Here is a 20,763-nt window from a genome sequence, read left to right on the forward strand (position 1 = left end):
GTTTTACTCCGGCAGCAGGCTTTCGCCAGCAAACAACTCGGCTACCGTTTCACGGCGACGCACTTCAAACGCCTGATCACCGTCCACCAACACTTCAGCGGCACGGCCACGGGTGTTGTAGTTGGAGCTCATGACAAACCCGTAGGCGCCAGCCGAATGCACAGCCAGCAGATCGCCTTCTTCCAGGGCCAATTGACGATCCTTGGCCAGGAAGTCGCCGGTCTCGCAGATCGGGCCGACGATGTCGTAGGCGCGACCGGCCGTGTTGCGCGGGCGCACGGCCGTCACGTCCATCCAGGCCTGATACAGCGCCGGGCGGATCAGGTCGTTCATGGCCGCATCGACGATGGCGAAATCCTTGTGTTCGGTGTGCTTGAGGTACTCGACCTGCGTCAGCAGCACGCCGGCATTGGCCACGATGAAACGGCCCGGTTCGAACACCAGCGCCAGGTCGCGACCGTCGAGGCGTTCACGCACGGCCTTGATGTAGTCGGCAGCCAATGGCGGCTCTTCATCGCGATAACGCACGCCCAGGCCGCCACCGAGATCGATGTGGCGCAGGTAAATGCCGCAATCGCCGAGGCGGTCGACCAGGCCCAGCAGGCGGTCGAGGGCGTCGATGAAGGGCGGCAGAGTGGTCAGTTGCGAGCCGATATGGCAGTCGACGCCGACCACTTCCAGGTTTGGCAGCTGCGCGGCGCGCACATACACGTCTTCGGCGTCGGCAATGGCGATGCCGAACTTGTTCTCTTTGAGGCCGGTGGAAATGTACGGGTGAGTACCGGCATCGACATCCGGATTCACGCGCAGCGAGATCGGCGCACGAACACCCAGTTCGGCGGCCACCACTTGCAGGCGTTCCAGCTCGTCGGTGGACTCGACGTTGAAGCAGTGCACGCCGACTTCCAGGGCGCGACGCATGTCGTCACGGGTCTTGCCGACACCGGAAAACACGATCTTGTCGGCGCTGCCGCCAGCGGCCAGTACGCGTTCCAGCTCGCCACGGGAAACGATGTCGAAACCGGCGCCCAGACGCGCCAGGACATTCAGTACACCCAGGTTGGAGTTGGCCTTGACCGCGAAGCAGACCAGGTGTGGCATGCCCGCCAGTGCATCGGCGAAGGCCAGGTATTGGGCTTCGATGTGGGCACGGGAGTAAACGTAAGTCGGTGTACCAAAGCGTTCGGCGATAGCAGACAGGGCAACACCTTCCGCGAACAGTTCACCGTCACGGTAGTTAAAAGCGTCCATGAGGTTCCCTTATTGGTAGACGTCGTGCTTGTGCGCCTTGGAGGCAGGCTTTTGCGAGGACTGGGCCTGTGCTGCAGGGTCCTGGTCTTCGTCGGGCAGGTACAGCGGGCCTTTTTGACCGCAGGCCGACACAAGGCAGGCAACCGCGAGGAGCGCAGCAAGGGAAGAGATCAGGCGCTTCATGGCGAAATCCTTGAAAATGCATTAATTGCGCCGGAGTATACCGGCCGCCCGGCGGCTTGCCTATGCGACGGGGCTCCCGTCCGGCGGGCCTCGGCTCGCTCCCATAGATTGGGGTTGCCGGGTGTTATTCTTTGCAATCGGGAGGCCTCGGTCGTATCTTGCGGCGCTTGAGCCTGATCAGACACTTTTTGAGGTTGCCGTAATGAGTTTGTCCGAAGCGCGTTTCCATGACCTGGTCGATGCCACCCAACAGACGTTGGAGGACATCTTTGACGACAGCGACCTGGATATCGATCTGGAAAGCTCGGCCGGTGTGCTCACCGTCAAGTTCGAGAACGGAACTCAGTTGATCTTCAGTCGACAAGAGCCGTTGCGGCAGTTGTGGCTCGCAGCGGTGTCCGGTGGCTTCCACTTCGATTACGACGAAGAGAGCGATCGCTGGATGTGCGACAAGAGCGAAGAGCAACTGGGCGAGATGCTCGAGCGCATCGTCAAGGCCCAGGCTGACGTCGAACTCGATTTCGAAGGTCTGTAATACCGTGACACAGTCTGCGCCGGTACGTCCGCCCAAGCCGCTCTACAGCAATATCAGCCCGGCGGTGCCATCGCCGTGCAGTGGCGTGTGCCGGCTGGATGAGCAAAAAGTCTGCCTCGGCTGTTTCCGCCACGTCGAAGACATCCGCGAATGGCGCTCGGCGGATGACGAGCGGCGCCGGGTGATTTGCGAACAGGCTCTGAAACGCCGGTCTCTGTAGGCGCTGGCCTGACAGCGATGGCGGTCGTGCCCCTTCAGATCTATCGCCGGCAAGCCGGCGCTTGCAGGGTTGCGCGCTGTCCGGTTCTGGCTTGTATATTTTTTGAGCTGTGTTAGTGTCCGGGTACGCCTCAACTCATCGAGGCTTGTGAAAACCCCGCCTTTTTGTGGCGGGGTTTTGCTTTTTTCGTGCAGAAGAAAGGAGTCTGCCCTGATCATGACCGCACCTTCCATCACCCTTACCCGTCTGGACGTACAGCGTCTGGAGCGTCTGATCGACAGCCTGGATGACACGCTGCCGGGCGTTATCGCGCTGCAAACCGAGCTGGATCGCGCCGATACATTGGTCAGCCACGAAGAAGTGCCGGCCGATGTCGTGACCATGAATTCCCGCGTGCACTGCCGTGAAGAGAGCAGTGGCAAGGATTATCACCTGACCCTGGTTTATCCGAAGGATGCCAACGCCGACGAAGGCCGGATTTCCATCCTGGCGCCCGTGGGCAGTGCGCTGCTCGGCCTCAAGGTTGGCCAGCACATCGATTGGCCAGCGCCGGGTGGCAAGACCCTGAAACTGACCCTGCTGGAAGTCGAATCGCAGCCAGCCAATGGCGGCGCCTTCCCTGAGTGACAACCTGTCAGGCCTGTTCGAGCGCCTCGTTCAGTGCGTGCTCCAGGTCGGCCTTGTAACGTAGATACATATTGCTTGAACTCTGCCCATCACCGAGCAGGCCTGTCAGGTCAAGGTCGGTGATGTAGCAGCGATAGCGCTCGGTTTCGCTGCGCTGTTCGATGATTTCCCGGGCGACCACGCTGAACAGCTGGTCGCCATGCTCCAGCTCTGAAAACTCCCGCTGATTGCAATACAACGTGACCTGTACCTTGCCCGGTACCGCTTTGCCGACGATCGCCTGTACGTCATAGAACGGTTTGTTGGCGGCGGTTTGCGGTGCCGGTCGGGGTTCGACCCTGCGCGCCCGCCCCGCACCGGAAGGCAGCAGCCGGTAATACAGGGTGTCCAGGCTCGGGAGGTGGGCCGCGTCCATCGGCAGCAAGGTGTCGCGCCGGTACAGGATCGACTGGAGGAACCGTTGCAGCGGCATCAGGAGGCTTTGCTCGTCGTGCCACGGCAAGCGCTGGTGCCACAAGGCATTGAATTCATCGAGTACGTACAGATCGGCCTGGTCTTCGTTGACCCGGTAGAACACCTGGATGCAGTCGGGCTGCCCCATGGGCAAGAGCAGCGCCAGGTTGTGGTCTTCCAGGGCCTTGTGATCGAGGTGCAGCGGGCTGTAGCTGGCCAGGTCTTCGCTCAGGTAATCGAACAGCGCAGGCAATGAGGCCAGGGCGACGTGATTGACTTGGCCGGGTATCAGTTCAAGTACGTGGTAATGCTGCTGGACCTGAATCATGTAGCGGTAATTGAGGTTGCTCAGCAGCAGGTTCTGCGCCGTGTCGAGGATTTCTTCGACGCGCTGGGCGATGAATTGCGCGCGGTTGTGGCAGAAGCACTGTACTCGCAACCGGGGCTGCTGCGGTCCGTTGGGCAGATTGTTGAGGTAGTCGCGCAGGCAGTCGAGCAGGGCGTGAGGTCCGTCGAAGCGATTGACCAGGACTTCGTTCCAGCTATTGAGCAAGACTTGATCCAGGGTCAGCACCAGGTTTTCCCTGACGCCGGCATAGCTCAGGGAGTCGGTGCGCTCGGTGGTCATCAGGATGTTTAGGTCGCGATGGTGCTTGAGCGGGTCGACGCCGACGTTCACCAGGATCAGCACCTCGCTGGGCACGCTGGCGCGCAGCAACGGTTCTTCGGCGACGGTCTGTAGCGGCAGGCGAATGCTCTGTTGCAGACTGCCCAGCAGGTTGAACAGTTCGAACTCGCTCAGGTCGCTGCTTCCGGGATGCAGGGCCAGACGGGTGCTGCTGTCGATCACGCCGTTGCGGTGGCACCAGGTCAGCAGTTCAAGCAATTGACGGCTGCGCTTGATCGGGGCGAAGTGTTCCCACTCAAGGACGGCCAGGCTGCCGTTATACAAACCCCACTGGCTTGTCTCCGACCCCTTTTGGCTCGATGCGTATACCAGCGTCAGGGTGTCTTCAGCCAGGTCAGGCGCGATGCCCGGGTTGATGAATTCGACCTTGTCTGCCTTGCGCTCGAAGGCGGCATACAGACGTCGGCCCAGCACGCTGAGATCGCGCTTGTTGATCAGGCTGGCGGTTTGGTCGTTACGGGCAAATTGGGTCAGGAAGCGGTAGCTGTAGTTCAGCTCGTTGACCAGTGCCCGGCGCTCCGAGTTGACCTGGCGGACTTTCCACTGACTGCGGCTGTCGAGCAGCGCCAATTGCCGTGGGTCCCATTGCCATTCGTGGGCCAGCCGTTCCAACAGCGAACGTTGCCAGCCCTGGGTTCGACCGCTGCTGCCGGTGAGTTTGCGATTGACCTTCAGGTACAGCGCGCGACGCACCACTTCCAGGCGCTCGGGCTCGTTGCGGGCGATAAGGTATTCCTCGATGCGCCGATAAACCACGACGTACGGGTCCAGTTCATCGAGGTCGAGCCGATTGGCGAACACGGCCTGCTTGAAGCGCAGGCTCAGGCACTGGACCCTGGGGTGTTCGCTGGCGTAAACCTCGGTCAGCAGCAGCTTGAGCACCGACTTGTAGGGCGACTCGATGCCCTTGAACAGTTGCCAGAGTCCGGCACCGATAAATTCGCCGGGCGGAATATAGGCCAGGTGCCCCAGGTCGAGGGTTTCGTCTGCGCGGATGAAGCGTTTGGAAATCAGCGTGTGGGTATAGCGGTCGTAACCCGCCTCTTCATAGACCGGCACCAGCCACCAGATCGGTGTGCGTCCGGCCAGCCAGATCGCGGTGCGGTAGAACTCGTCCAGCAGCAAGTAGTGTTGGGTGGTGCCACAGTCTTCCGAACTCAATTGGGTATCGCGCTCGCCGCGTACGAAGCGAACCGGGTCGATCAGGAAAAAGTGTGCTTCGGCCCCCTGACTGTCGGCCCAGGCTTCCAGCAATTGGCATTTCTTGCGCAGCTCGGCGAGTTCCTGCTCGTTCAAATCCGGACTGTGACAGACCCACACGTCCATATCGCTCTGATCGGCCTGAGCCAGCGTGCCGAGGCTGCCCATCAGGAACAGGCCGTGAATCGGGCGCGGCGGATTGCTACCGTGGCGCGGCTTATAGGAAAACGAGCGGGTCAGGCGTTGAGCTTCGGCCAGGGCATTGGCATCCGGCTCGAAATTCGACAGCCCGGCCGGTGTGCTGCCGGAAACGTAACCCGGCAACAACGGATGATTGACGTGAAAAAACAGCGGAAGAAGGTTGAGCACCCCTTGCTGGCGGGTCGACAACCCCTCCATGGCGCGAGCCATGCGGCCCTGATTGAGCTTCAGAAACCGCGCGCGCAGTTGGCTGAGAACCTTGCGGTCGATTCCCTCGTCCAGATCGGGGCGGATTTCATGGGTACGGGTCATGTCAGCTCAAACCGGCTCACAGGGCTCGGATGTGGGGCTCTCGGGATGAGGGGCAGTTTAGCGCCTCGGCCCCAGGGCGTTTAAGCTGATTTTGTATTTCTGGCGCCAGATTTTTATCGCGTGGCGGCGGCCGGGAAGAATTTGCCCGCGGAAATCCCGTGGTGGAGGTTTCCGTGGGCGATACGGTGCAATTCAGGCTGTTTCCCGGACGCGCAGGATGGTCAGAACGGTTTGTATGTTTTGCGCGGCATCACGACCCAGGCTGGTCAGGTAACCGCCATCGGGTTGGTCGATCAGTTCTTTTTCAAACAGGCGTTGGGCAGCGGCAATGGCTTTGGGGGCAGCGGTTTGATGAATTTTCAAACCTTCCTGGGAACTGTCCAGGTTGAAGAGTGCGAGGATTTCCAGTTCGGCAACCAGCTCAGGGGTAAGCGACATAAGGACTCCAGACTTTCTAGGAATTAGACGACAGCGCCCCTAAGGTGATCCCACTCGTGCGGCATGTCCAGCCCTCGCGACAGGGTTTTTTCATCATGGTGAGCATTCCCCGTTTTCAGGGGCTTGCAGGAGCGGGCTCGCTCCTGCAGGGGGAAGGGGTTATTTCTTTTCCGGGGGCAACTCGGGCAGCGCGCGCAGTGCCGCTTCGTACCATTCGGTGTTGAACGCGCGGTCTTCTTCGAGGATTGCGTCGATTTCCACGGCCAAAACATGAGCCATCAGATTGAGAATTTCTTCCTTCTCGTAACCCACCAGCGTCAGCTTGTTGAAGGTCGCCTTGGCGGCCGGCGGATTGTCGCTTTCGATCTGGTTTTCGATGGCTTCAATCAGGGTGTTTTCGGTGAATTCTTCTTCGTCGCTATCGATGTCTGTTGGCTCGCTCATAGCAGGCTCCTCAAGTTAAGGCGGCCAGTTTACCCGCATTCAGCAGCGTGATGCTGCTGGCGAGAAAGCCACGAGCGATCTATAAACACGCACTGCCCACCCCGCACGGCCTGGAGGCTCTGTGATGATCAAGCTTTATGGATTTTCCGTCAGCAACTACTACAACATGGTCAAACTGGCGTTGCTGGAAAAAGGCCTGGCGTTTGAAGAAGTGCCGTTTTACGGCGGCACCAGCCCTGAGGCGCTGGCCATCAGTCCACGGGGCAAGGTGCCAGTGCTGCAGGTCGAGCAGGGCTTCATTAACGAAACCGCCGTGATTCTCGAATACATCGAGCAGAGCCAGCAAGGCAGGCCCCTGCTGCCGAGCGGTCCATTCGAGCGCGCACAAGTGTTGGCGCTGGCCAAGGAAATCGAGTTGTACATCGAACTGCCGGCGCGTGCCTGTTTCGCCGAAGCGTTTTTCGGCATGACCGTGCCCGACGCGATCAAGGAAAAGACCAAAGCCGAGTTGCTGCTGGGAATGGCGGCCCTGGGCCGGCACGGCAAATTCGCCCCTTATGTAGCGGGCGACAGCTTGAGCGTGGCGGATTTGTATTTCCTGTACAGCGTGCCGCTGGCGTGTGGTGTGGCGCACAAACTGTTCGGGATTGATCTGTTGGCTGAAGTGCCGCAGGCCAAGGTGCTGCTGGAGCGTCTGGAGCAGAATCCGAATGTGCAACGGATCGCGGCGGACAAGGACGCGGCGATGCCAGCGTTTATGGCGATGGTCGCGTCCAGGAAGTAGTTTGTAGCGCTCTTACGATCGCATCGCGAGCAGGCTCGCTCCCACAGGAGGTATGCGGCAGGCACAAATTTTGTGTCTGCCGCCGATCAATGTGGGAGCGAGCCTGCTCGCGAAGCTTTTTAGCGGCTGGCGAGCAACGCCTGGCCGCGAACCACGGCTGCCTTCACCTGCGCCGGTGCTGTGCCGCCGATGTGATTACGGGCGTTGACCGAGCCTTCCAGGGTCAGTACGGCGAATACGTCCTGATCGATCTGGTCGCTGAACTTGCGCAGTTCTTCCAGGCTCATTTCCGCCAGGTCCTTGCCACTTTCCACGCCGTATTTCACCGCATGGCCAACGATTTCATGGCAGTCACGGAACGGCAGGCCACGGCGTACCAGGTAGTCGGCCAGGTCGGTGGCGGTGGAGAAACCGCGCAATGCCGCTTCGCGCATCATCGCGTGCTTGGGTTTGATCGCCGGAATCATGTCGGCGAAAGCCCGCAGCGAGTCGCGCAGGGTGTCGGCGGCGTCGAACAGCGGTTCCTTGTCTTCCTGGTTGTCCTTGTTGTAGGCCAGGGGCTGGCCCTTCATCAAGGTCAGCAGGCCCATCAATGCACCGAAGACGCGGCCGCTCTTGCCACGCACCAGTTCCGGCACGTCCGGGTTTTTCTTTTGCGGCATGATCGAACTGCCGGTGCAGAAACGGTCTGGCAGATCAATGAACTGGAATTGCGCACTGGTCCACAGCACCAGTTCTTCGGAGAAGCGCGACAGGTGCATCATCGCGATGCTGGCGGCCGAGCAGAATTCGATAGCGAAGTCACGATCGGACACGTTGTCCAGCGAGTTGCCGCCCACCGCGTCGAAACCCAGCAATTGGGCAGTGTATTCACGGTCGATCGGGTACGTCGTGCCGGCCAGCGCGGCGCTGCCCAACGGCATACGGTTGGTACGCTTGCGGCAGTCGACAAGACGCTCGTAATCGCGGCTGAGCATTTCGAACCAGGCCAGCATGTGGTGCCCGAAGGTGACGGGCTGTGCGGTCTGCAGGTGGGTGAAGCCTGGCATGATGCTGCCCGCTTCGCGCTCGGCCTGTTCCAGCAAGCCTTTTTGCAGGCGGGTGATTTCGCCCAGAATCAGGTCGATTTCGTCACGCAGCCACAGGCGGATGTCGGTGGCAACCTGATCGTTACGGCTGCGTCCGGTGTGCAGCTTTTTGCCGGTCACGCCGATGCGGTCGGTCAGGCGCGCCTCGATGTTCATGTGCACGTCTTCGAGGTCGATGCGCCAGTCGAACTGGCCGGCCTCGATTTCACCCTGGATGGTCTTCAATCCATCGATGATGCTGTCGCGCTCGGCATCGGTGAGCACGCCGACCTTGGCCAGCATGGTGGCGTGGGCGATCGAGCCCATGATGTCGTGGCGATACAGGCGCTGGTCGAAGGTGACGGAGGCGGTGAAGCGGGCGACGAAGGCGTCGACGGGTTCACTGAAGCGGCCGCCCCAGGACTGATTGGTCTTGTCAGTGCTCATGAATTCGCTCGTATCGGCTGAAGAAAGATGGCGTTGAAAGCTGGCGCGGATAATAACAGGGTTGCCATTGCTGTCGCTGACGCTGGTCGCCTGGTTTTTTCATGGCCCGCCCGTGTCCGGGGCAATTCTTGTGCGATTCACTCAACGATATTTTTCATTTGAGCTCTATCGTCTCGGCAACCGTCTACAGTTGGACAGTAGGGTTGGTGCACTTCTCGGTGCGCAAGTGGACTATATGACGAGGGGGTGTTCAGATTGCGTATCAGCAAACCCTGTGGCGCTGTGTCGCCAATGCGAGCCTGGGCCGCCAATTGCCCGGCGGATGAAAATTTAGCCGTCGGTCTCGCGGCACTTTTTGACGCTCGCGCTAGTCTTAGCGTGGATCGCGGTGACGGACGTCACTTACCCTGTCTACGCTATCCTTGTGCGAGACTCACGCAGGAATCCAGCGCAATATGAATGTCCTGATCGTTGATGACGACCCCCTAGCCCGCGAGCGCCTGAGCCGAATGGTTGGCGAACTCGAGGGATACAGTGTCCTGGAGCCCAGCGCCACGAACGGCGAAGAGGCGTTGGCACTGATCGACAGCCACAAGCCGGATATCGTGCTGCTCGATATCCGCATGCCAGGCCTTGATGGCCTGCAAGTGGCCGCGCGATTGTGCGAACGCGAAACCCCGCCCGCCGTGGTGTTTTGCACAGGGCCCGATGAATTTGCCGTGGAAGCCTTACAGGCCAGCGCCGTAGGCTATCTGGTGAAACCTGTGCGAACCGAACATTTACATGACGCTTTAAAGAAAGCCGAGCGACCCAATCGTGTTCAACTCGCGGCCCTGACCCGCCCGGCCGCCGAAAGTGGCAATGGTCCGCGCAGCCACATCAGCGCCCGAACCCGAAAGGGGATCGAGCTGATCCCGCTGAATCAGGTGGTCTACTTCATTGCCGATCACAAATACGTGACCTTGCGCCACGAGAGCGGCGAAGTGCTGCTGGATGAACCGCTCAAGGCCCTCGAGGACGAGTTCGGTGACCGCTTTGTGCGGATCCACCGTAACGCACTGGTCGCTCGCGATCGCATCGAACGGCTGCAACGAACGCCACTCGGGCATTTTCAGCTGTTCCTCAAAGGCCTGAACGGTGACGCCTTGATCGTCAGTCGGCGCCACGTGGCGGGCGTGCGGAAGATGATGCAACAGCTTTAATTCGCTGGTCGCAGGTGAATTTCCACACCCGATTGCCGGACATCCGGGGCCAGGGAGGCCGAGTAGTTTCTGATACAAGTCAAAGTGGATTTGGCTGAGCTGTTATTATCCGCCGTATCTTTTCAGTACGGATTGATCCATGTCCTCTCGCCAGATCCGCATCGCCACCCGCAAAAGTGCTCTCGCCCTGTGGCAGGCCGAATATGTCAAAGCCCGTCTGGAAGAGGCCCATCCCGGTCTGCTCGTGACGTTGGTCCCCATGGTCAGTCGTGGTGACAAGCTGCTTGATTCACCACTGTCGAAAATCGGCGGCAAGGGCCTGTTCGTCAAGGAACTGGAAACCGCGTTGCTGGAAAACGAAGCCGACATCGCCGTGCACTCCATGAAAGACGTGCCGATGGACTTCCCCGAAGGTCTCGGCCTGTTCTGTATCTGCGAGCGTGAAGACCCGCGCGATGCATTCGTCTCCAATACCTATGCCAGCCTGGACGAGTTGCCTGAAGGCAGCATCGTCGGTACATCGAGCCTGCGTCGCCAGGCCCAATTGCTGACCCGTCGACCTGATCTGGAAATCCGCTTCCTGCGTGGCAACGTCAACACTCGTCTGGCCAAGCTCGATGCCGGTGAGTACGACGCCATCATTCTTGCATCCGCCGGTTTGATTCGCTTGGGCTTTGAAGATCGCATTACGTCGGCCATCAGCGTCGACGACAGCCTGCCCGCCGGTGGCCAGGGTGCCGTGGGCATCGAATGCCGCAGCGCCGACAGTGAAATTCACGCACTGCTGGCGCCGCTGCATCATCAGGACACCGCCACCCGCGTCACCGCCGAACGTTCCCTCAACAAACACCTCAATGGTGGCTGCCAGGTGCCGATTGCCTGCTACGCCGTGCTTGAAGGCGAGCAGATCTGGTTGCGTGGCCTGGTGGGCGATCCGAATGGCGGTCTGCTGCTCAGTGCTGAAGCCCGCGCGCCACGAGGCAAGGCCGAGGCCCTGGGTGTGCAAGTGGCCGAAGACCTGTTGAGTCAGGGCGCCAACGACATTCTCAAAGCGGTCTATGGCGAGGCAGGTCACGAGTGACGGGCTGGCGCCTGCTGTTGACGCGTCCGGCGGATGAGTCGGCGGCGCTGAGCAGTCTCCTGGCCGATCAGGGGATTTTCAGCAGCAGCTTGCCGCTTTTGGACATAGCGCCGATCCCGGCCTCTGACACAATGCGCCAGGTGATCCAGGAACTGGATCGCTACAGCGCTGTGATCGTGGTCAGCAAGCCCGCTGCTCGAATCGGCATCGAGTTGATCGACCGGTTTCGCTCGCCCTTGCCGCGCGTGAAATGGTTCAGCGTCGGCGCGGCGACGGCACAGATTCTTGTCGATCGTGGCCTGGATGTGAGCTGCCCGGTGCAGGGCGATGACAGTGAAGCCTTGCTTGAACTTGAGGCATTGCGCGAGGCCATCGCCGGGCCTGAACCGCGCGTGCTGATCATGCGCGGGGAGGGTGGTCGCGAGTTACTGGCAGAGCGCCTGCGCGAGCGAGGTGCTAGTGTCGAGTATCTGGAACTGTACCGTCGCGAACTGCCGTACTACCTGCCGGCCACGTTGCCAAGGCAGATCGAAGCGGAACGCCTGAACGGGCTGGTGGTCAGCAGTGGACAGGGTTTTGAGCACCTGCATCAATTGGCTGGCGATGCCTGGCCACGGTTGGCGCGGTTGCCGTTGTTTGTACCAAGCCCCAGGGTTGCCGAGCTGGCACATGCCGCCGGGGCCCTGGCAGTTGTGGATTGTCGCGGCGCCAGTGCCGCGGCTTTGCTGACGGCGTTACGGGAGCACCCCGTGCCCGTTCTCTAATGCAAAGGATGGATACGTGAGCGAAACAGCCTTGCCTAAAGATGACGTCCGGCCAGTGCTCGATGCACCGGTTGAAACACCACCACCTGCGGCAGAGCAGCGCCGAGGCAATGGGCTGGCGATTGTCGCGCTGTTGTTGGGCGCTGCCGGTATCGCAGTGGGTGGTTGGGGAGTCTGGCAGGTGCGTCACCTGCAATCGACTAACCAACAACAGCTGAGTCAGGTGCAGGCGTTGAGTGATGAGGCACAAAGCCTGAAGCTCAATGAACAGCGCCTGAGCGCGCGCCTGGAGCAAATGCCTGGCGCCGATGTGCTGGAGGAGCGCAGTCGCCTGGTGATTCAGCTGCAGGGTGATCAGCAGCGCCTGAACCAGCGTCTGGAAACCGTTCTCGGTGCCAGCCGCAAGGATTGGCGCCTGGCCGAGGCCGAACACTTGCTGCGTCTGGCCAGTTTGCGATTGTCTGCCTTGCAGGACATCAGCAGCGCCCAGGCCCTGGTGCAGGGCGCCGATGAAATTCTGCGCGAACAAAATGATCCCGGAGCCTTCGCCGCCCGCGAGCAAGTGGCCAAAACCCTGGTGGCTTTGCGCAGCACCGAGCAACCGGATCGCACGGGGTTGTTCTTGCGGCTGGGGGCTTTGCGTGAGCAGGTGATCGGCCTGACCGAACTGGCGCCCGAGTACAAGGATCGTGGCGGATCGTTGCTGGGCCTGACCGCCGATGGCGACGGCGCCAACCGTTGGGCCCAGTGGTGGGATCAGATTTCTCGCTACATCCGCATCGATTTCAACGCCGATAAAAACGTCCGCCCGTTACTGGCCGGGCAGAGCCTGAGCCAGGTGCGACTGGCCCTGAGCCTGACGCTCGAGCAAGCGCAATGGGCCGCACTCAATGGTCAGGCTGCGGTTTACAGCCAGGCACTGGACGAAGCGCGCGATGTGCTCAAGGGCAACTTCAACCCGGACAATCCGCAGAGCAAAGTGATGCTTGAACAGGTGGCCGAGTTGAGCAAGCAGCCCGTCACCGTGGTCACCCCGGACCTGACCGGCACACTGAATGCGGTTCAGGCTTATCTGGAACGGCGTAACGTGAACGCCGAAGACTCGGTCAAGCCAATGGCCAAACCTGCCGCGAACACCGCGCAGGAGGCCACACCATGAAGCGCCTGTATGTGATCGTGTTTCTGGTCATCGCTGCTACGGCGGCGCTAGGCTTGGCGATTGCCGAGCACTCGGGCTACGTGCTGATCGCTTACAAGACGTTCAGATACGAATCGAGCCTCTGGGCAACGCTGGCTTTGGTGGCTGTCCTTTGGCTGCTGTTCTGGGGCATCAAGGCGTTGATCGAGTTGGTAACGACGTCCAGTGGCGTGGTCAACCCGTGGTCACGGCGCAATCGCAGTCGTCGGGTGCAGGTCGCCATCGAGCATGGTCAACTGGATCTGGCGGAAGGTCGCTGGGCCAGCGCGCAGCGTCATCTGGCCCGGGCGGCGGAAGCCGAGCGCCAGCCGCTGCTGTACTACCTCGGCGCTGCCCGAGCCGCGAACGAACAAGGTCATTACGAGGAAAGCGACAACCTGCTGGAGCGTGCGTTGGAGCGTCAGCCACAGGCCGAGCTGGCAATCGCCTTGAGCCACGCACAATTACAGACTGATCGCGGCGACACCGAAGGCGCCCTCGCGACCCTGCAAGCGATGCACGAGCGCCACCCTCATAACGTGCAGACCCTGCGCCAGTTGCAGCGCTTGTATCAGCAGCGAGGCGATTGGTCGGCCCTGATTCGTCTGCTGCCGGAGTTGCGCAAGGACAAGGTCCTGCCAGCCGCTGAATTGGCCGAACTTGAGCGTCGCGCCTGGGGCAAGAACCTGTCTCTGGCGGCGCATCAGGAAGCAGACGGAACCGTCGGCTTGCAAACGCTCAACCGCGCCTGGCAGCAGTTGAGTTCGGCCCAGCGTCAAGAGCCGCAACTGGTGCTGGCCTATGCCGAGCAATTGCGCCAGCTGGGTGCTCAGGTCGAAGCTGAAGAGGTGCTGCGCACGGCGCTCAAGCGCAGCTTTGACAGTCACCTGGCTCGGCTCTACGGATTGGTTCGCGGTGGTGATCCGGCGCGTCAACTGCAATTCGCCGAGGGCTTGCTCAAGGATCAACCGGCCGACCCGAGCCTATTGCTGACCCTGGGTCGCCTGTGCCTGCAACGCAGCCTGTGGGGCAAGGCGCGGGATTATCTGGAAAGCAGTCTGCGCGTGCAGCGCAACCCGGAAGCCTGCGCCGAACTGGCTCGGCTGCTGGCGCAGATGGGTGATACCGAGCGCAGTAATCAGCTGTTCCAGGAAGGTCTGGGCTTGTTGGATGAGCGCTTGCTGGCAGCACCGCTGCCGTTGCCGGCTCACGCTTGACCGTGAGTGAAGGGTCGCCCGAAGGGGCGATCCGATGGCGGAAACTTTGTCGGAATTTTACTTTCGTGATGCGTCTTCAGCAGAATCCTACAAGGGGCTACACCTGATCCTCTGGCCTCTGTCGGGAATTCCCTACACTTGCGCTGAAGTGTCCCTGCCGACCTGTCTTGAAAGGCCGTTGCGCTTTCCTCTACCGTAGCTGTCGGTCCTTACTGTTACGGAAAAGCCATGCCTCTGGCCTGCTCACGCTCCCTGTTTTTCCTGGTTTTCATTGCGGGCGCCCTGGTCCTGGGCGTGTCGTACTATCTGGAGTATGCAGTCGGCCTCCAACCTTGTGGTTTGTGCCTGTTGCAACGAGGTTGCCTGGCACTGCTGACGGGTGTCTGTCTGATGGCTTCGGTGCAGGGACCCGGTCGCTTCGGAACTGTCCTGTATTGGCTGTTCGGTGTGCTTTTCAGCCTGGCCGGAACGGTCATCGCGTGGCGGCAGGTGTTGCTGCAAAGCGATCCGGCAAATCAATTGTCGACTTGCGCGCCCAATCTGAGTGATCTGTTCGCCGGTTCGCCCTGGATGTGTGTCGTGCGGCAGATGTTCAAAGGCACCATCGACTGCGCTCAGATCTCCTGGACCCTGTTTGACTTGAGCATCCCGGAGTGGAGCCTGCTGTTCTTTATCTCGATGATGACCCTGGGGATTTATCAGCTGTTGCGTCAAGCCTGGGTCGCCTTGCAGCGACCACTCAGCGGCGAGTCGTCGCACCGGGCGCTTGTAGGTGATTAAACACTTGTATGAACTTTATCGGCTGCGTACCTTGAAGCCACAGACGTGCGGGCATAATCTGGCCGGCACGTGTCATTGGAATTATGTTGCTCGATGACGCTCTGCCTGGCCGATTCTTGACCTTCAAGAGTGTGACGGGTGTAGGGCAGCATGACCCACAAGGGAAGAGAGATCGCCATGCTCGAAAGTTGTCAGAATGCTCAGGAACGTTGGGGTGGAGTACATCTGCTGATCGATCGTTGGTTGCAGGAACGTCACGAACTGGTTCATGCCTATGACACTCTCGGTGCCAAGCCAGAGGCTCTGGGTGAAAACCGCAAACCTTTGCAGGAATTCTGTGGTGTCCTGGTTGATTACGTGTCCGCCGGGCATTTCGAAATCTACGAACAGCTGACCGGTGAAGCCAAGGCTTTCAATGACAAGCGTGGTCTGGAGTTGGCAGAAACCCTCTACCCGCGCATCGACGTCATCACCGAAAAACTGCTCGCGTTCAATGACCTGTGCGATGCAGGCAAGTGTGTGGCAGAGAAATTCAAGGAACTGGGTGGTCTGTTGCACGAGCGCTTCGAGCTGGAGGATTGCCTGATCGAGGTTCTGCACACCGCTCACAAGGCAGAAGATTCGGTTCAGGCCTGAATTCACTCTTCGCAATACTGAAAACGGTGCGCCTTGCGCACCGTTTTTCGTTTCCGCCATTCAGCCAGTGGCGCCGCGCAATTCGACTTCGAACACCAGCGGTGTAAACGGCGCGATCAAGTCGCCGGCACCATCGGCGCCATAGGCTTGCGCCGATGGAATCACCAGGCGCCATTTCGCGCCGACCGGCATTTGCTGCAGTGCGCTGCGCCATCCGCTGATCACGCTATCGAGACTGAACCATTGCGGCTGACTGTTCTGGTCGAACACCGTGCCGTCGGGAAGGCGACCGACATACAGCACCTGGACCTTGCCGTTTGGCCCGGCCTTGGCACCCGTGCCAGGCGCCAGTTCCGTCAGCAGTATTCCATCCGCCAGTTCACGAACACCGGGCCTGGCTTTTTCATCGGCGAGAAAACGCTGTTCTTTTTGCAGCGCCAATTCGCTTTGCGGCTCAGGTGTTTGCATGGCGACCCGGGCTTCGTGCTCGTTGAGGATCTGTTCGATCTGCTCGTCTTTCAACGCCAGTGGCTTGCCTTGATAGGCTTGCTGCAAACCGTCGACGAGCGCCTGAAGTTGAAGATCGGGAACCTCCTGGCGCAGGCGTTCACCGAGGCTCGCACCCAGGCTGTAAGCGAGGTCGTGAGCGTCATTTTCCGGCGTTTTTTCTGCAGCGTGGGCCGCGGAAAAAATCACGCACAGCGATAAAAAAAAGTAGCGCGACATGGGCACTCTCCAGCCTGAGATGCGGGCGATTATGCCAGTGAGAATGCGTTCAACGGTGAACTGCTTTTACACAAGCGCAGAACATTTTCGATTCGTTGCAACGCAACGCTTTGGATACTGTCAAGATGCCCTAGCGGCGGTAGCAGCAGAGGTCTAGTATGAGCCGCACCCACGTCAGCCAGGAGGTAAACCATGTCGGCCACCAAGAAGCCTGTAAATACCCCGTTGCACTTACTTCAACAACTCTCGGGCAGCTTGCTCGAGCACTTAGAAACCGCTTGTTCCGAAGCGCTGGCTGATGCTGAAAAACTGCTCGCCAAGCTGGAAAAGCAGCGCGGAAAAGCGCAGGAAAAATTGCACAAATCCCGCACCAAGTTGCAGGACGCTGCATCGGCCGGCAAGGCCAAGGCGCAGGCCAAAGCCAAGGACGCAGTGAAGGAACTCGAGGAGCTGCTGGATGCCCTCAAGGATCGTCAGTCGGACACTCGCGGCTATATCCTGCAGCTCAAGCGCGACGCTCAAGAAAGCCTGAAACTGGCCCAGGGCGTTGGTCGCGTTCAAGAGGCTGTCGGCAAGGCATTGTCCCTGCGTGCGGCCAAGCCTGCTGCGGCCCCTGCGAAGAAAACCGCTGCCAAACCGGTTGCTGCAAAAGCACCGGCCAAGCCTGCCGCCAAACCGGTTGCCAAGGCACCGGTGAAAGCCGCAGCCAAGCCCGCTGCAAAACCTGCGGCGAAAAAACCTGTCGCGGCCAGCGCTGCGAAACCGGCGGCTAAAACGACGGCTGCGAAACCGGCCGCTGCCAAACCGGTTGCTGCAAAAACAGCCGCTGCCAAACCGGCCGTAGCGAAAACCGCTGCTGCGAAACCAGCGGCCAAACCGGCAGCAAAAACGACCGCTAAACCAGCGGCCAAACCAGCCGCCAAAACTGCAGCGGCCAAGCCTGCTGCCAAGCCGGCCGCCAAACCTGTCGCCGCTAAAACCGCGGCCAAGCCAGCGGCTAAACCTGCTGCAAAAACGACGGCTAAACCAGCCGCCAAACCTGCTGCGGCGAAACCTGCCGCTGCTGCCAAGCCAGTCGCAGCCAAGCCTGCTGCAAAACCTGCGGCCAAACCAGCGGCTAAACCCGCCGTGAAAAAACCGGTTGCCGCCAAGCCGGCCACCGCGCCAGTTGCCAAGCCAGCCGTCCCGGCTGCGGCGGCAGCACCTGCTCCGGTCGCCACCCCCTCGACAGCCGTGTCTGCTCCAACGCCGGCCGCTGTTCCGAGCGCAGCTACCACCCACCCAACCAGCGCTTCCTAAGTGCCGGATACCGCGACGCGCAGCTGACGCAGCGCGTCGCGGTCCAGGTGAGTGGCGCCTGCCGCTACACCTTCCATCCAGGCCGAGAGATCGGTCCCTTTCTCTTGCGGCCAACCTTGGGCCGATCGCTCCAGTCGTAGCAACAGATGTCGCTCGGCTTCCAGCTCCAGGGTCTTCACCTGTTCGCGCAGTCCATGCAGGTCGGCGTCCAGCATGGCGATGGTTTTCCATTGCGTGCGCAATGCCCGTAGCGGTTGCACCACATCGTTGTCCCACGGCTCAGCCACACTGCGAAGTTGCTGCAGGCGCTGCTCATTGCAGGCCACTCCCCGCTGTCCCAGCCATGCCGCACACAGCAGCAGGCACACGTTGACGCCCGCCGACTGCAATTGCAGGCACGCCTGTTCAACGCCCGGACGGGCATAAGTGCTCAGGGAAAAGCTCCACAGGTCAGAGGACATAGTGCTACTCGCGCCAGTTGCGAGCGAAGCTGGTAGACTCCGCCGCCATTATGATTCGACTTCAGAACCTGACTTTACAGCGTGGCCCGCAACGTCTGCTAGAAGACGCCGAGTTGACGCTGCACGCCGGCCAGAAAGCCGGCCTTATCGGTGCCAACGGCGCCGGCAAATCGAGCCTGTTCGCCTTGCTTCGGGGTGAACTGCACCCGGATTCGGGTGACTGCTTCCTGCCGGCCGACTGGCGTATCGCCCACATGCGCCAGGAGGTCGACACCCTCGAACGCCTGGCGGTCGACTACGTGCTCGATGGCGACCTGCGCCTGCGCCAGGTGCAACGCGACCTCGCCGCAGCCGAAGCGGCCCATGACGGTGCCGCTCAGGCCCGTCTGCACTCGGAACTCGACAGCGCTGACGGTTACACCGCCGATGCCCGTGCCCGCAAGCTGCTGGCGGGCCTTGGGTTCACCAATGACCAGATGGATCGTCAGGTCGGAGATTTCTCCGGTGGCTGGCGGATGCGTCTGAACCTGGCGCAGGCCTTGATGTGCCCATCGGACCTGTTGCTGCTTGATGAACCAACCAACCACTTGGACCTCGACGCCATCATTTGGCTGGAAGAGTGGCTCAAAAGTTATCCCGGCACTTTGATGCTGATCTCTCACGACCGGGATTTCCTCGATGCCGTGGTCGATCACGTGGCTCACGTCGATCAGCGCAAGATCACGCTCTATCGCGGTGGCTACAGCGCCTTCGAACGCGCCCGCGCCGAACGCCTGGCCCAGCAACAACAGGCGTACGAGAAGCAGCAGGCGCAACGTGCGCACATGGAAAGCTACATCGCCCGCTTCAAGGCCCAGGCCACCAAGGCCCGCCAGGCCCAGAGCCGGATCAAGGCATTGGAGCGGATGGAAGAGTTGACCGCGGCCCACGTCGACTCACCGTTCGACTTCGTGTTCCGCGAATCGCAGAAAATCTCCAGCCCGCTGATTGACCTGTCCGATGCCCGTCTGGGTTACGGCGAGAAAACCGTGCTGGAGAAGGTCAAGCTGCAATTGACCCCCGGCGCGCGGATCGGCCTGCTCGGTCCTAACGGCGCGGGCAAGTCGACCCTGATCAAGAACCTTGCGGGTGAACTCACGCCGCTGGCCGGTCGCTTGACCCGTGGCGAGAACACGGTTGTCGGCTACTTCGCCCAGCATCAACTTGATTCCCTGGACTCCAAGGCCAGCCCGCTGCTGCACTTGCAGCGTCTGGCGCCGACCGAGCGTGAGCAGACACTGCGAGACTTCCTCGGTGGCTTCGACTTCCGGGGCGCGCGGATCGATGAGCCGGTGCTGAATTTCTCCGGTGGCGAGAAGGCGCGCCTGGCGTTGGCGCTGATCGCCTGGGACCGGCCGAACCTGTTGCTGCTCGACGAACCGACCAACCACCTGGACCTGGAAATGCGCCTGGCGCTGACCATGGCCCTGCAGGAATTCAGTGGCGCGGTGCTGGTGGTCTCCCACGATCGTCATTTGCTCAAAAGCACCACCGACAATTTCTATCTGGTAGCCGATGGCAAGGTCGAAGAATTCGACGGCGACCTGGAGGACTACACCCGTTGGCTGGTGGAGTATCGCCAGCGTAATGCCCCGGTCAGCAACACGCCGGTCAACCCGGACAAGACCGACAAGAAAGCCCAGCGCCAGGCCGCAGCGGCGTTGCGTCAGCAACTGGCGCCGCACAAGCGTGAGGCTGACAAGCTCGAAGCCGAGTTGGGCAAGCTTCACGAGAAACTGGCGAAGATCGATGCCAGCCTCGGCGACAGCGACATCTACGAACCGGCGCGCAAGAACGAATTGCGTGATCTGCTGGCCGAACAGGCCAAGCTGAAGGTCCGTGAGGCGGAGCTGGAAGAGGCCTGGATGGAAGCGTTGGAGCTGTTGGAAAGCATGCAGGCGGAGCTGGAGGCGCTGTCCTGATGGACGCCTTCAAGTTGCCGTTGCCAGCGGTGTGGGTCGAGCCGATCTGGCTCGGCGTGCAACTCCTGCTGATCCTGCTGGCCGGCTACCTCGCCCAGCGCTTCGTTGCCAAGGGCCTGACCCGTCTCGGTGAGCGCTACCCGTTTCCGCCACAATTGCTGATGCCCCTGCGCGGAGGTCTGCGTTGGCTGATCATGGGCAGCGCCCTGATTTTCGTGCTGGAGCGCCTCGGGGTTTCGGCCACGGTGCTCTGGACGGCGCTGTCGGGTTTTGTCGCGGTCGCTGCAGTCGCGTTTTTCGCCATGTGGAGCGTGCTGTCCAACTTGCTCTGCGCGATTCTGATCTTCACCGTCGGCCCGTTTCGGCTGGGCGATGTGGTCGAGTTGGTGGATACCACCGACAAGCCCGGCGTCAAAGGTCGGGTAGTAGCGATCAATTTGCTTTACACCACGTTGGTCGAAGCCGAAGAGCTCGGAACCGGTAGCGCCATGGTGCAAGTGCCGAACAGTTTGTTCTTTCAGCGCTCGGTTCGACGCTGGCGCGGCAGTGATGTCTTTCCTTCAAGCGGTTTCGAAAAGTAGCCGACACGCCGGCCACGCGGGTCGGCGA

At 60.7% G+C, this 20,763-nt stretch carries 22 protein-coding genes; 14 read left to right on the plus strand and 8 right to left on the minus strand.

Going from position 1 to position 20,763, the window contains the following annotated elements; genetic code table 11:
- Nucleotides 1-3 precede the first annotated feature (3 nt).
- Together lysA and lptM are read right to left on the minus strand one after the other, a co-directional pair.
- Entirely contained in the window at nt 4-1,251 is a 1,248-nt protein-coding gene (gene lysA, locus ACX3YD_RS00080; protein ID WP_458959017.1) for a diaminopimelate decarboxylase, read from the minus strand.
- A gap of 9 nt (nt 1,252-1,260) precedes the next feature.
- Nucleotides 1,261-1,434: an LPS translocon maturation chaperone LptM gene (gene lptM / locus ACX3YD_RS00085; RefSeq protein WP_047534942.1), complete on the minus strand. Its 174-nt coding sequence runs from the start codon at nt 1,432-1,434 to the stop codon at nt 1,261-1,263.
- 202 nt (nt 1,435-1,636) lie between these two features.
- Between lptM and cyaY the strand changes: the two genes are divergently transcribed.
- The 3 genes from cyaY to rnk all read left to right on the plus strand — a co-directional run bounded on the left by cyaY (nt 1,637) and on the right by rnk (nt 2,816).
- A complete protein-coding gene (gene cyaY / locus ACX3YD_RS00090) occupies nt 1,637-1,969 on the plus strand; it encodes an iron donor protein CyaY (RefSeq protein ID WP_090466405.1) in 333 nt (110 codons plus the stop codon).
- A 4-nt stretch (nt 1,970-1,973) separates the two neighbouring features.
- Nucleotides 1,974-2,189, plus strand: a complete 216-nt coding sequence (locus ACX3YD_RS00095; protein ID WP_081997964.1) for a DUF1289 domain-containing protein — start codon at nt 1,974-1,976, stop codon at nt 2,187-2,189.
- Between the two features lie 216 nt (nt 2,190-2,405).
- Nucleotides 2,406-2,816, plus strand: a complete 411-nt coding sequence (rnk, locus tag ACX3YD_RS00100) for a nucleoside diphosphate kinase regulator (RefSeq protein WP_047534936.1) — start codon at nt 2,406-2,408, stop codon at nt 2,814-2,816.
- 7 nt (nt 2,817-2,823) lie between these two features.
- On the opposite strand, the gene ACX3YD_RS00105 is transcribed toward rnk, so the two are convergent.
- The 3 genes from ACX3YD_RS00105 to ACX3YD_RS00115 all read right to left on the minus strand — a co-directional run bounded on the left by ACX3YD_RS00105 (nt 2,824) and on the right by ACX3YD_RS00115 (nt 6,552).
- Nucleotides 2,824-5,670: a class I adenylate cyclase gene (locus ACX3YD_RS00105; protein WP_458959018.1), complete on the minus strand. Its 2,847-nt coding sequence runs from the start codon at nt 5,668-5,670 to the stop codon at nt 2,824-2,826.
- A gap of 192 nt (nt 5,671-5,862) precedes the next feature.
- Nucleotides 5,863-6,108, minus strand: coding sequence for a TIGR02647 family protein (locus ACX3YD_RS00110; RefSeq protein ID WP_103402917.1), 246 nt, complete (start codon nt 6,106-6,108; stop codon nt 5,863-5,865).
- A gap of 159 nt (nt 6,109-6,267) precedes the next feature.
- The gene (locus tag ACX3YD_RS00115) at nt 6,268-6,552 is read right to left on the minus strand and encodes a hypothetical protein (protein ID WP_047534926.1); all 285 of its coding nucleotides are present in this window, start codon (nt 6,550-6,552) and stop codon (nt 6,268-6,270) included.
- Between the two features lie 124 nt (nt 6,553-6,676).
- On the opposite strand from ACX3YD_RS00115, the gene ACX3YD_RS00120 reads away from it, so the two are divergent.
- Nucleotides 6,677-7,336, plus strand: a complete 660-nt coding sequence (locus tag ACX3YD_RS00120) for a glutathione S-transferase family protein (RefSeq protein WP_103402916.1) — start codon at nt 6,677-6,679, stop codon at nt 7,334-7,336.
- Nucleotides 7,337-7,455: 119 nt separating this feature from the next.
- Here ACX3YD_RS00120 and argH read toward each other — a convergent pair whose 3' ends face one another.
- Nucleotides 7,456-8,850 (minus strand): argininosuccinate lyase, encoded by a 1,395-nt coding sequence (gene argH, locus ACX3YD_RS00125; protein ID WP_047534921.1) that lies wholly within the window; start codon nt 8,848-8,850, stop codon nt 7,456-7,458.
- A gap of 455 nt (nt 8,851-9,305) precedes the next feature.
- On the opposite strand from argH, the gene ACX3YD_RS00130 reads away from it, so the two are divergent.
- From ACX3YD_RS00130 to ACX3YD_RS00160, 7 genes are all read left to right on the plus strand, one after another.
- Nucleotides 9,306-10,052: a LytR/AlgR family response regulator transcription factor gene (locus tag ACX3YD_RS00130; protein ID WP_047534918.1), complete on the plus strand. Its 747-nt coding sequence runs from the start codon at nt 9,306-9,308 to the stop codon at nt 10,050-10,052.
- Between the two features lie 139 nt (nt 10,053-10,191).
- On the plus strand, nt 10,192-11,133 hold the full coding sequence (hemC, locus tag ACX3YD_RS00135; protein WP_458959019.1) for a hydroxymethylbilane synthase: 942 nt from the start codon (nt 10,192-10,194) through the stop codon (nt 11,131-11,133).
- Complete coding sequence (locus ACX3YD_RS00140; RefSeq protein ID WP_458959020.1) at nt 11,130-11,897, plus strand: uroporphyrinogen-III synthase; 768 nt, start codon at nt 11,130-11,132, stop codon at nt 11,895-11,897. Before hemC ends, ACX3YD_RS00140 begins: the two co-directional genes overlap by 4 nt.
- A gap of 16 nt (nt 11,898-11,913) precedes the next feature.
- Nucleotides 11,914-13,056, plus strand: coding sequence for a uroporphyrinogen-III C-methyltransferase (locus ACX3YD_RS00145; RefSeq protein WP_458959021.1), 1,143 nt, complete (start codon nt 11,914-11,916; stop codon nt 13,054-13,056).
- Nucleotides 13,053-14,291 (plus strand): heme biosynthesis HemY N-terminal domain-containing protein, encoded by a 1,239-nt coding sequence (locus ACX3YD_RS00150; RefSeq protein ID WP_458959022.1) that lies wholly within the window; start codon nt 13,053-13,055, stop codon nt 14,289-14,291. Before ACX3YD_RS00145 ends, ACX3YD_RS00150 begins: the two co-directional genes overlap by 4 nt.
- A gap of 228 nt (nt 14,292-14,519) precedes the next feature.
- Nucleotides 14,520-15,071: a disulfide bond formation protein B gene (locus tag ACX3YD_RS00155; RefSeq protein WP_458959023.1), complete on the plus strand. Its 552-nt coding sequence runs from the start codon at nt 14,520-14,522 to the stop codon at nt 15,069-15,071.
- A 177-nt stretch (nt 15,072-15,248) separates the two neighbouring features.
- Nucleotides 15,249-15,707, plus strand: coding sequence for an Rsd/AlgQ family anti-sigma factor (locus tag ACX3YD_RS00160; RefSeq protein WP_047534903.1), 459 nt, complete (start codon nt 15,249-15,251; stop codon nt 15,705-15,707).
- Nucleotides 15,708-15,767: 60 nt separating this feature from the next.
- Here the strand turns inward: ACX3YD_RS00160 and ACX3YD_RS00165 are convergent, their stop codons facing one another.
- Entirely contained in the window at nt 15,768-16,433 is a 666-nt protein-coding gene (locus ACX3YD_RS00165) for an FKBP-type peptidyl-prolyl cis-trans isomerase (RefSeq protein ID WP_458959024.1), read from the minus strand.
- Nucleotides 16,434-16,625: 192 nt separating this feature from the next.
- Between ACX3YD_RS00165 and ACX3YD_RS00170 the strand changes: the two genes are divergently transcribed.
- On the plus strand, nt 16,626-17,732 hold the full coding sequence (locus tag ACX3YD_RS00170; protein ID WP_103402909.1) for an AlgP family protein: 1,107 nt from the start codon (nt 16,626-16,628) through the stop codon (nt 17,730-17,732).
- Here the strand turns inward: ACX3YD_RS00170 and ACX3YD_RS00175 are convergent.
- The gene (locus ACX3YD_RS00175) at nt 17,729-18,193 is read right to left on the minus strand and encodes a TIGR02444 family protein (protein ID WP_458959025.1); all 465 of its coding nucleotides are present in this window, start codon (nt 18,191-18,193) and stop codon (nt 17,729-17,731) included. The two genes, ACX3YD_RS00170 and ACX3YD_RS00175, sit on opposite strands and share 4 nt — an antisense overlap.
- Nucleotides 18,194-18,243: 50 nt before the next feature.
- Between ACX3YD_RS00175 and ACX3YD_RS00180 the strand changes: the two genes are divergently transcribed.
- Nucleotides 18,244-20,154 carry an ATP-binding cassette domain-containing protein gene (locus ACX3YD_RS00180; protein WP_103402907.1) on the plus strand — a complete coding sequence of 637 codons (1,911 nt, stop codon included), beginning with the start codon at nt 18,244-18,246 and terminating at the stop codon, nt 20,152-20,154.
- Nucleotides 20,154-20,735, plus strand: a complete 582-nt coding sequence (locus ACX3YD_RS00185) for a mechanosensitive ion channel domain-containing protein (protein ID WP_458959026.1) — start codon at nt 20,154-20,156, stop codon at nt 20,733-20,735. Before ACX3YD_RS00180 ends, ACX3YD_RS00185 begins: the two co-directional genes overlap by 1 nt.
- Nucleotides 20,736-20,763: the final 28 nt, after the last annotated feature.

The organism is Pseudomonas fluorescens group sp. PF-1 (genome assembly GCF_054481335.1).

Coding starts and splice junctions, on each gene's coding strand:
- ACX3YD_RS00185 (WP_458959026.1), top strand. CDS start 20,154: ATGGACGCCTTCAAGTTGCCGTTGCCAGCGGTGTGGGTCGAGCCGATC.
- ACX3YD_RS00105 (WP_458959018.1), bottom strand. CDS start 5,670: ATGACCCGTACCCATGAAATCCGCCCCGATCTGGACGAGGGAATCGAC.
- ACX3YD_RS00115 (WP_047534926.1), bottom strand. CDS start 6,552: ATGAGCGAGCCAACAGACATCGATAGCGACGAAGAAGAATTCACCGAA.
- ACX3YD_RS00160 (WP_047534903.1), top strand. CDS start 15,249: ATGCTCGAAAGTTGTCAGAATGCTCAGGAACGTTGGGGTGGAGTACAT.
- ACX3YD_RS00110 (WP_103402917.1), bottom strand. CDS start 6,108: ATGTCGCTTACCCCTGAGCTGGTTGCCGAACTGGAAATCCTCGCACTC.
- ACX3YD_RS00175 (WP_458959025.1), bottom strand. CDS start 18,193: ATGTCCTCTGACCTGTGGAGCTTTTCCCTGAGCACTTATGCCCGTCCG.
- argH (WP_047534921.1), bottom strand. CDS start 8,850: ATGAGCACTGACAAGACCAATCAGTCCTGGGGCGGCCGCTTCAGTGAA.
- ACX3YD_RS00130 (WP_047534918.1), top strand. CDS start 9,306: ATGAATGTCCTGATCGTTGATGACGACCCCCTAGCCCGCGAGCGCCTG.
- ACX3YD_RS00150 (WP_458959022.1), top strand. CDS start 13,053: ATGAAGCGCCTGTATGTGATCGTGTTTCTGGTCATCGCTGCTACGGCG.
- ACX3YD_RS00170 (WP_103402909.1), top strand. CDS start 16,626: ATGTCGGCCACCAAGAAGCCTGTAAATACCCCGTTGCACTTACTTCAA.
- ACX3YD_RS00155 (WP_458959023.1), top strand. CDS start 14,520: ATGCCTCTGGCCTGCTCACGCTCCCTGTTTTTCCTGGTTTTCATTGCG.
- lysA (WP_458959017.1), bottom strand. CDS start 1,251: ATGGACGCTTTTAACTACCGTGACGGTGAACTGTTCGCGGAAGGTGTT.
- hemC (WP_458959019.1), top strand. CDS start 10,192: ATGTCCTCTCGCCAGATCCGCATCGCCACCCGCAAAAGTGCTCTCGCC.
- ACX3YD_RS00180 (WP_103402907.1), top strand. CDS start 18,244: ATGATTCGACTTCAGAACCTGACTTTACAGCGTGGCCCGCAACGTCTG.
- lptM (WP_047534942.1), bottom strand. CDS start 1,434: ATGAAGCGCCTGATCTCTTCCCTTGCTGCGCTCCTCGCGGTTGCCTGC.
- ACX3YD_RS00165 (WP_458959024.1), bottom strand. CDS start 16,433: ATGTCGCGCTACTTTTTTTTATCGCTGTGCGTGATTTTTTCCGCGGCC.
- ACX3YD_RS00120 (WP_103402916.1), top strand. CDS start 6,677: ATGATCAAGCTTTATGGATTTTCCGTCAGCAACTACTACAACATGGTC.
- rnk (WP_047534936.1), top strand. CDS start 2,406: ATGACCGCACCTTCCATCACCCTTACCCGTCTGGACGTACAGCGTCTG.
- cyaY (WP_090466405.1), top strand. CDS start 1,637: ATGAGTTTGTCCGAAGCGCGTTTCCATGACCTGGTCGATGCCACCCAA.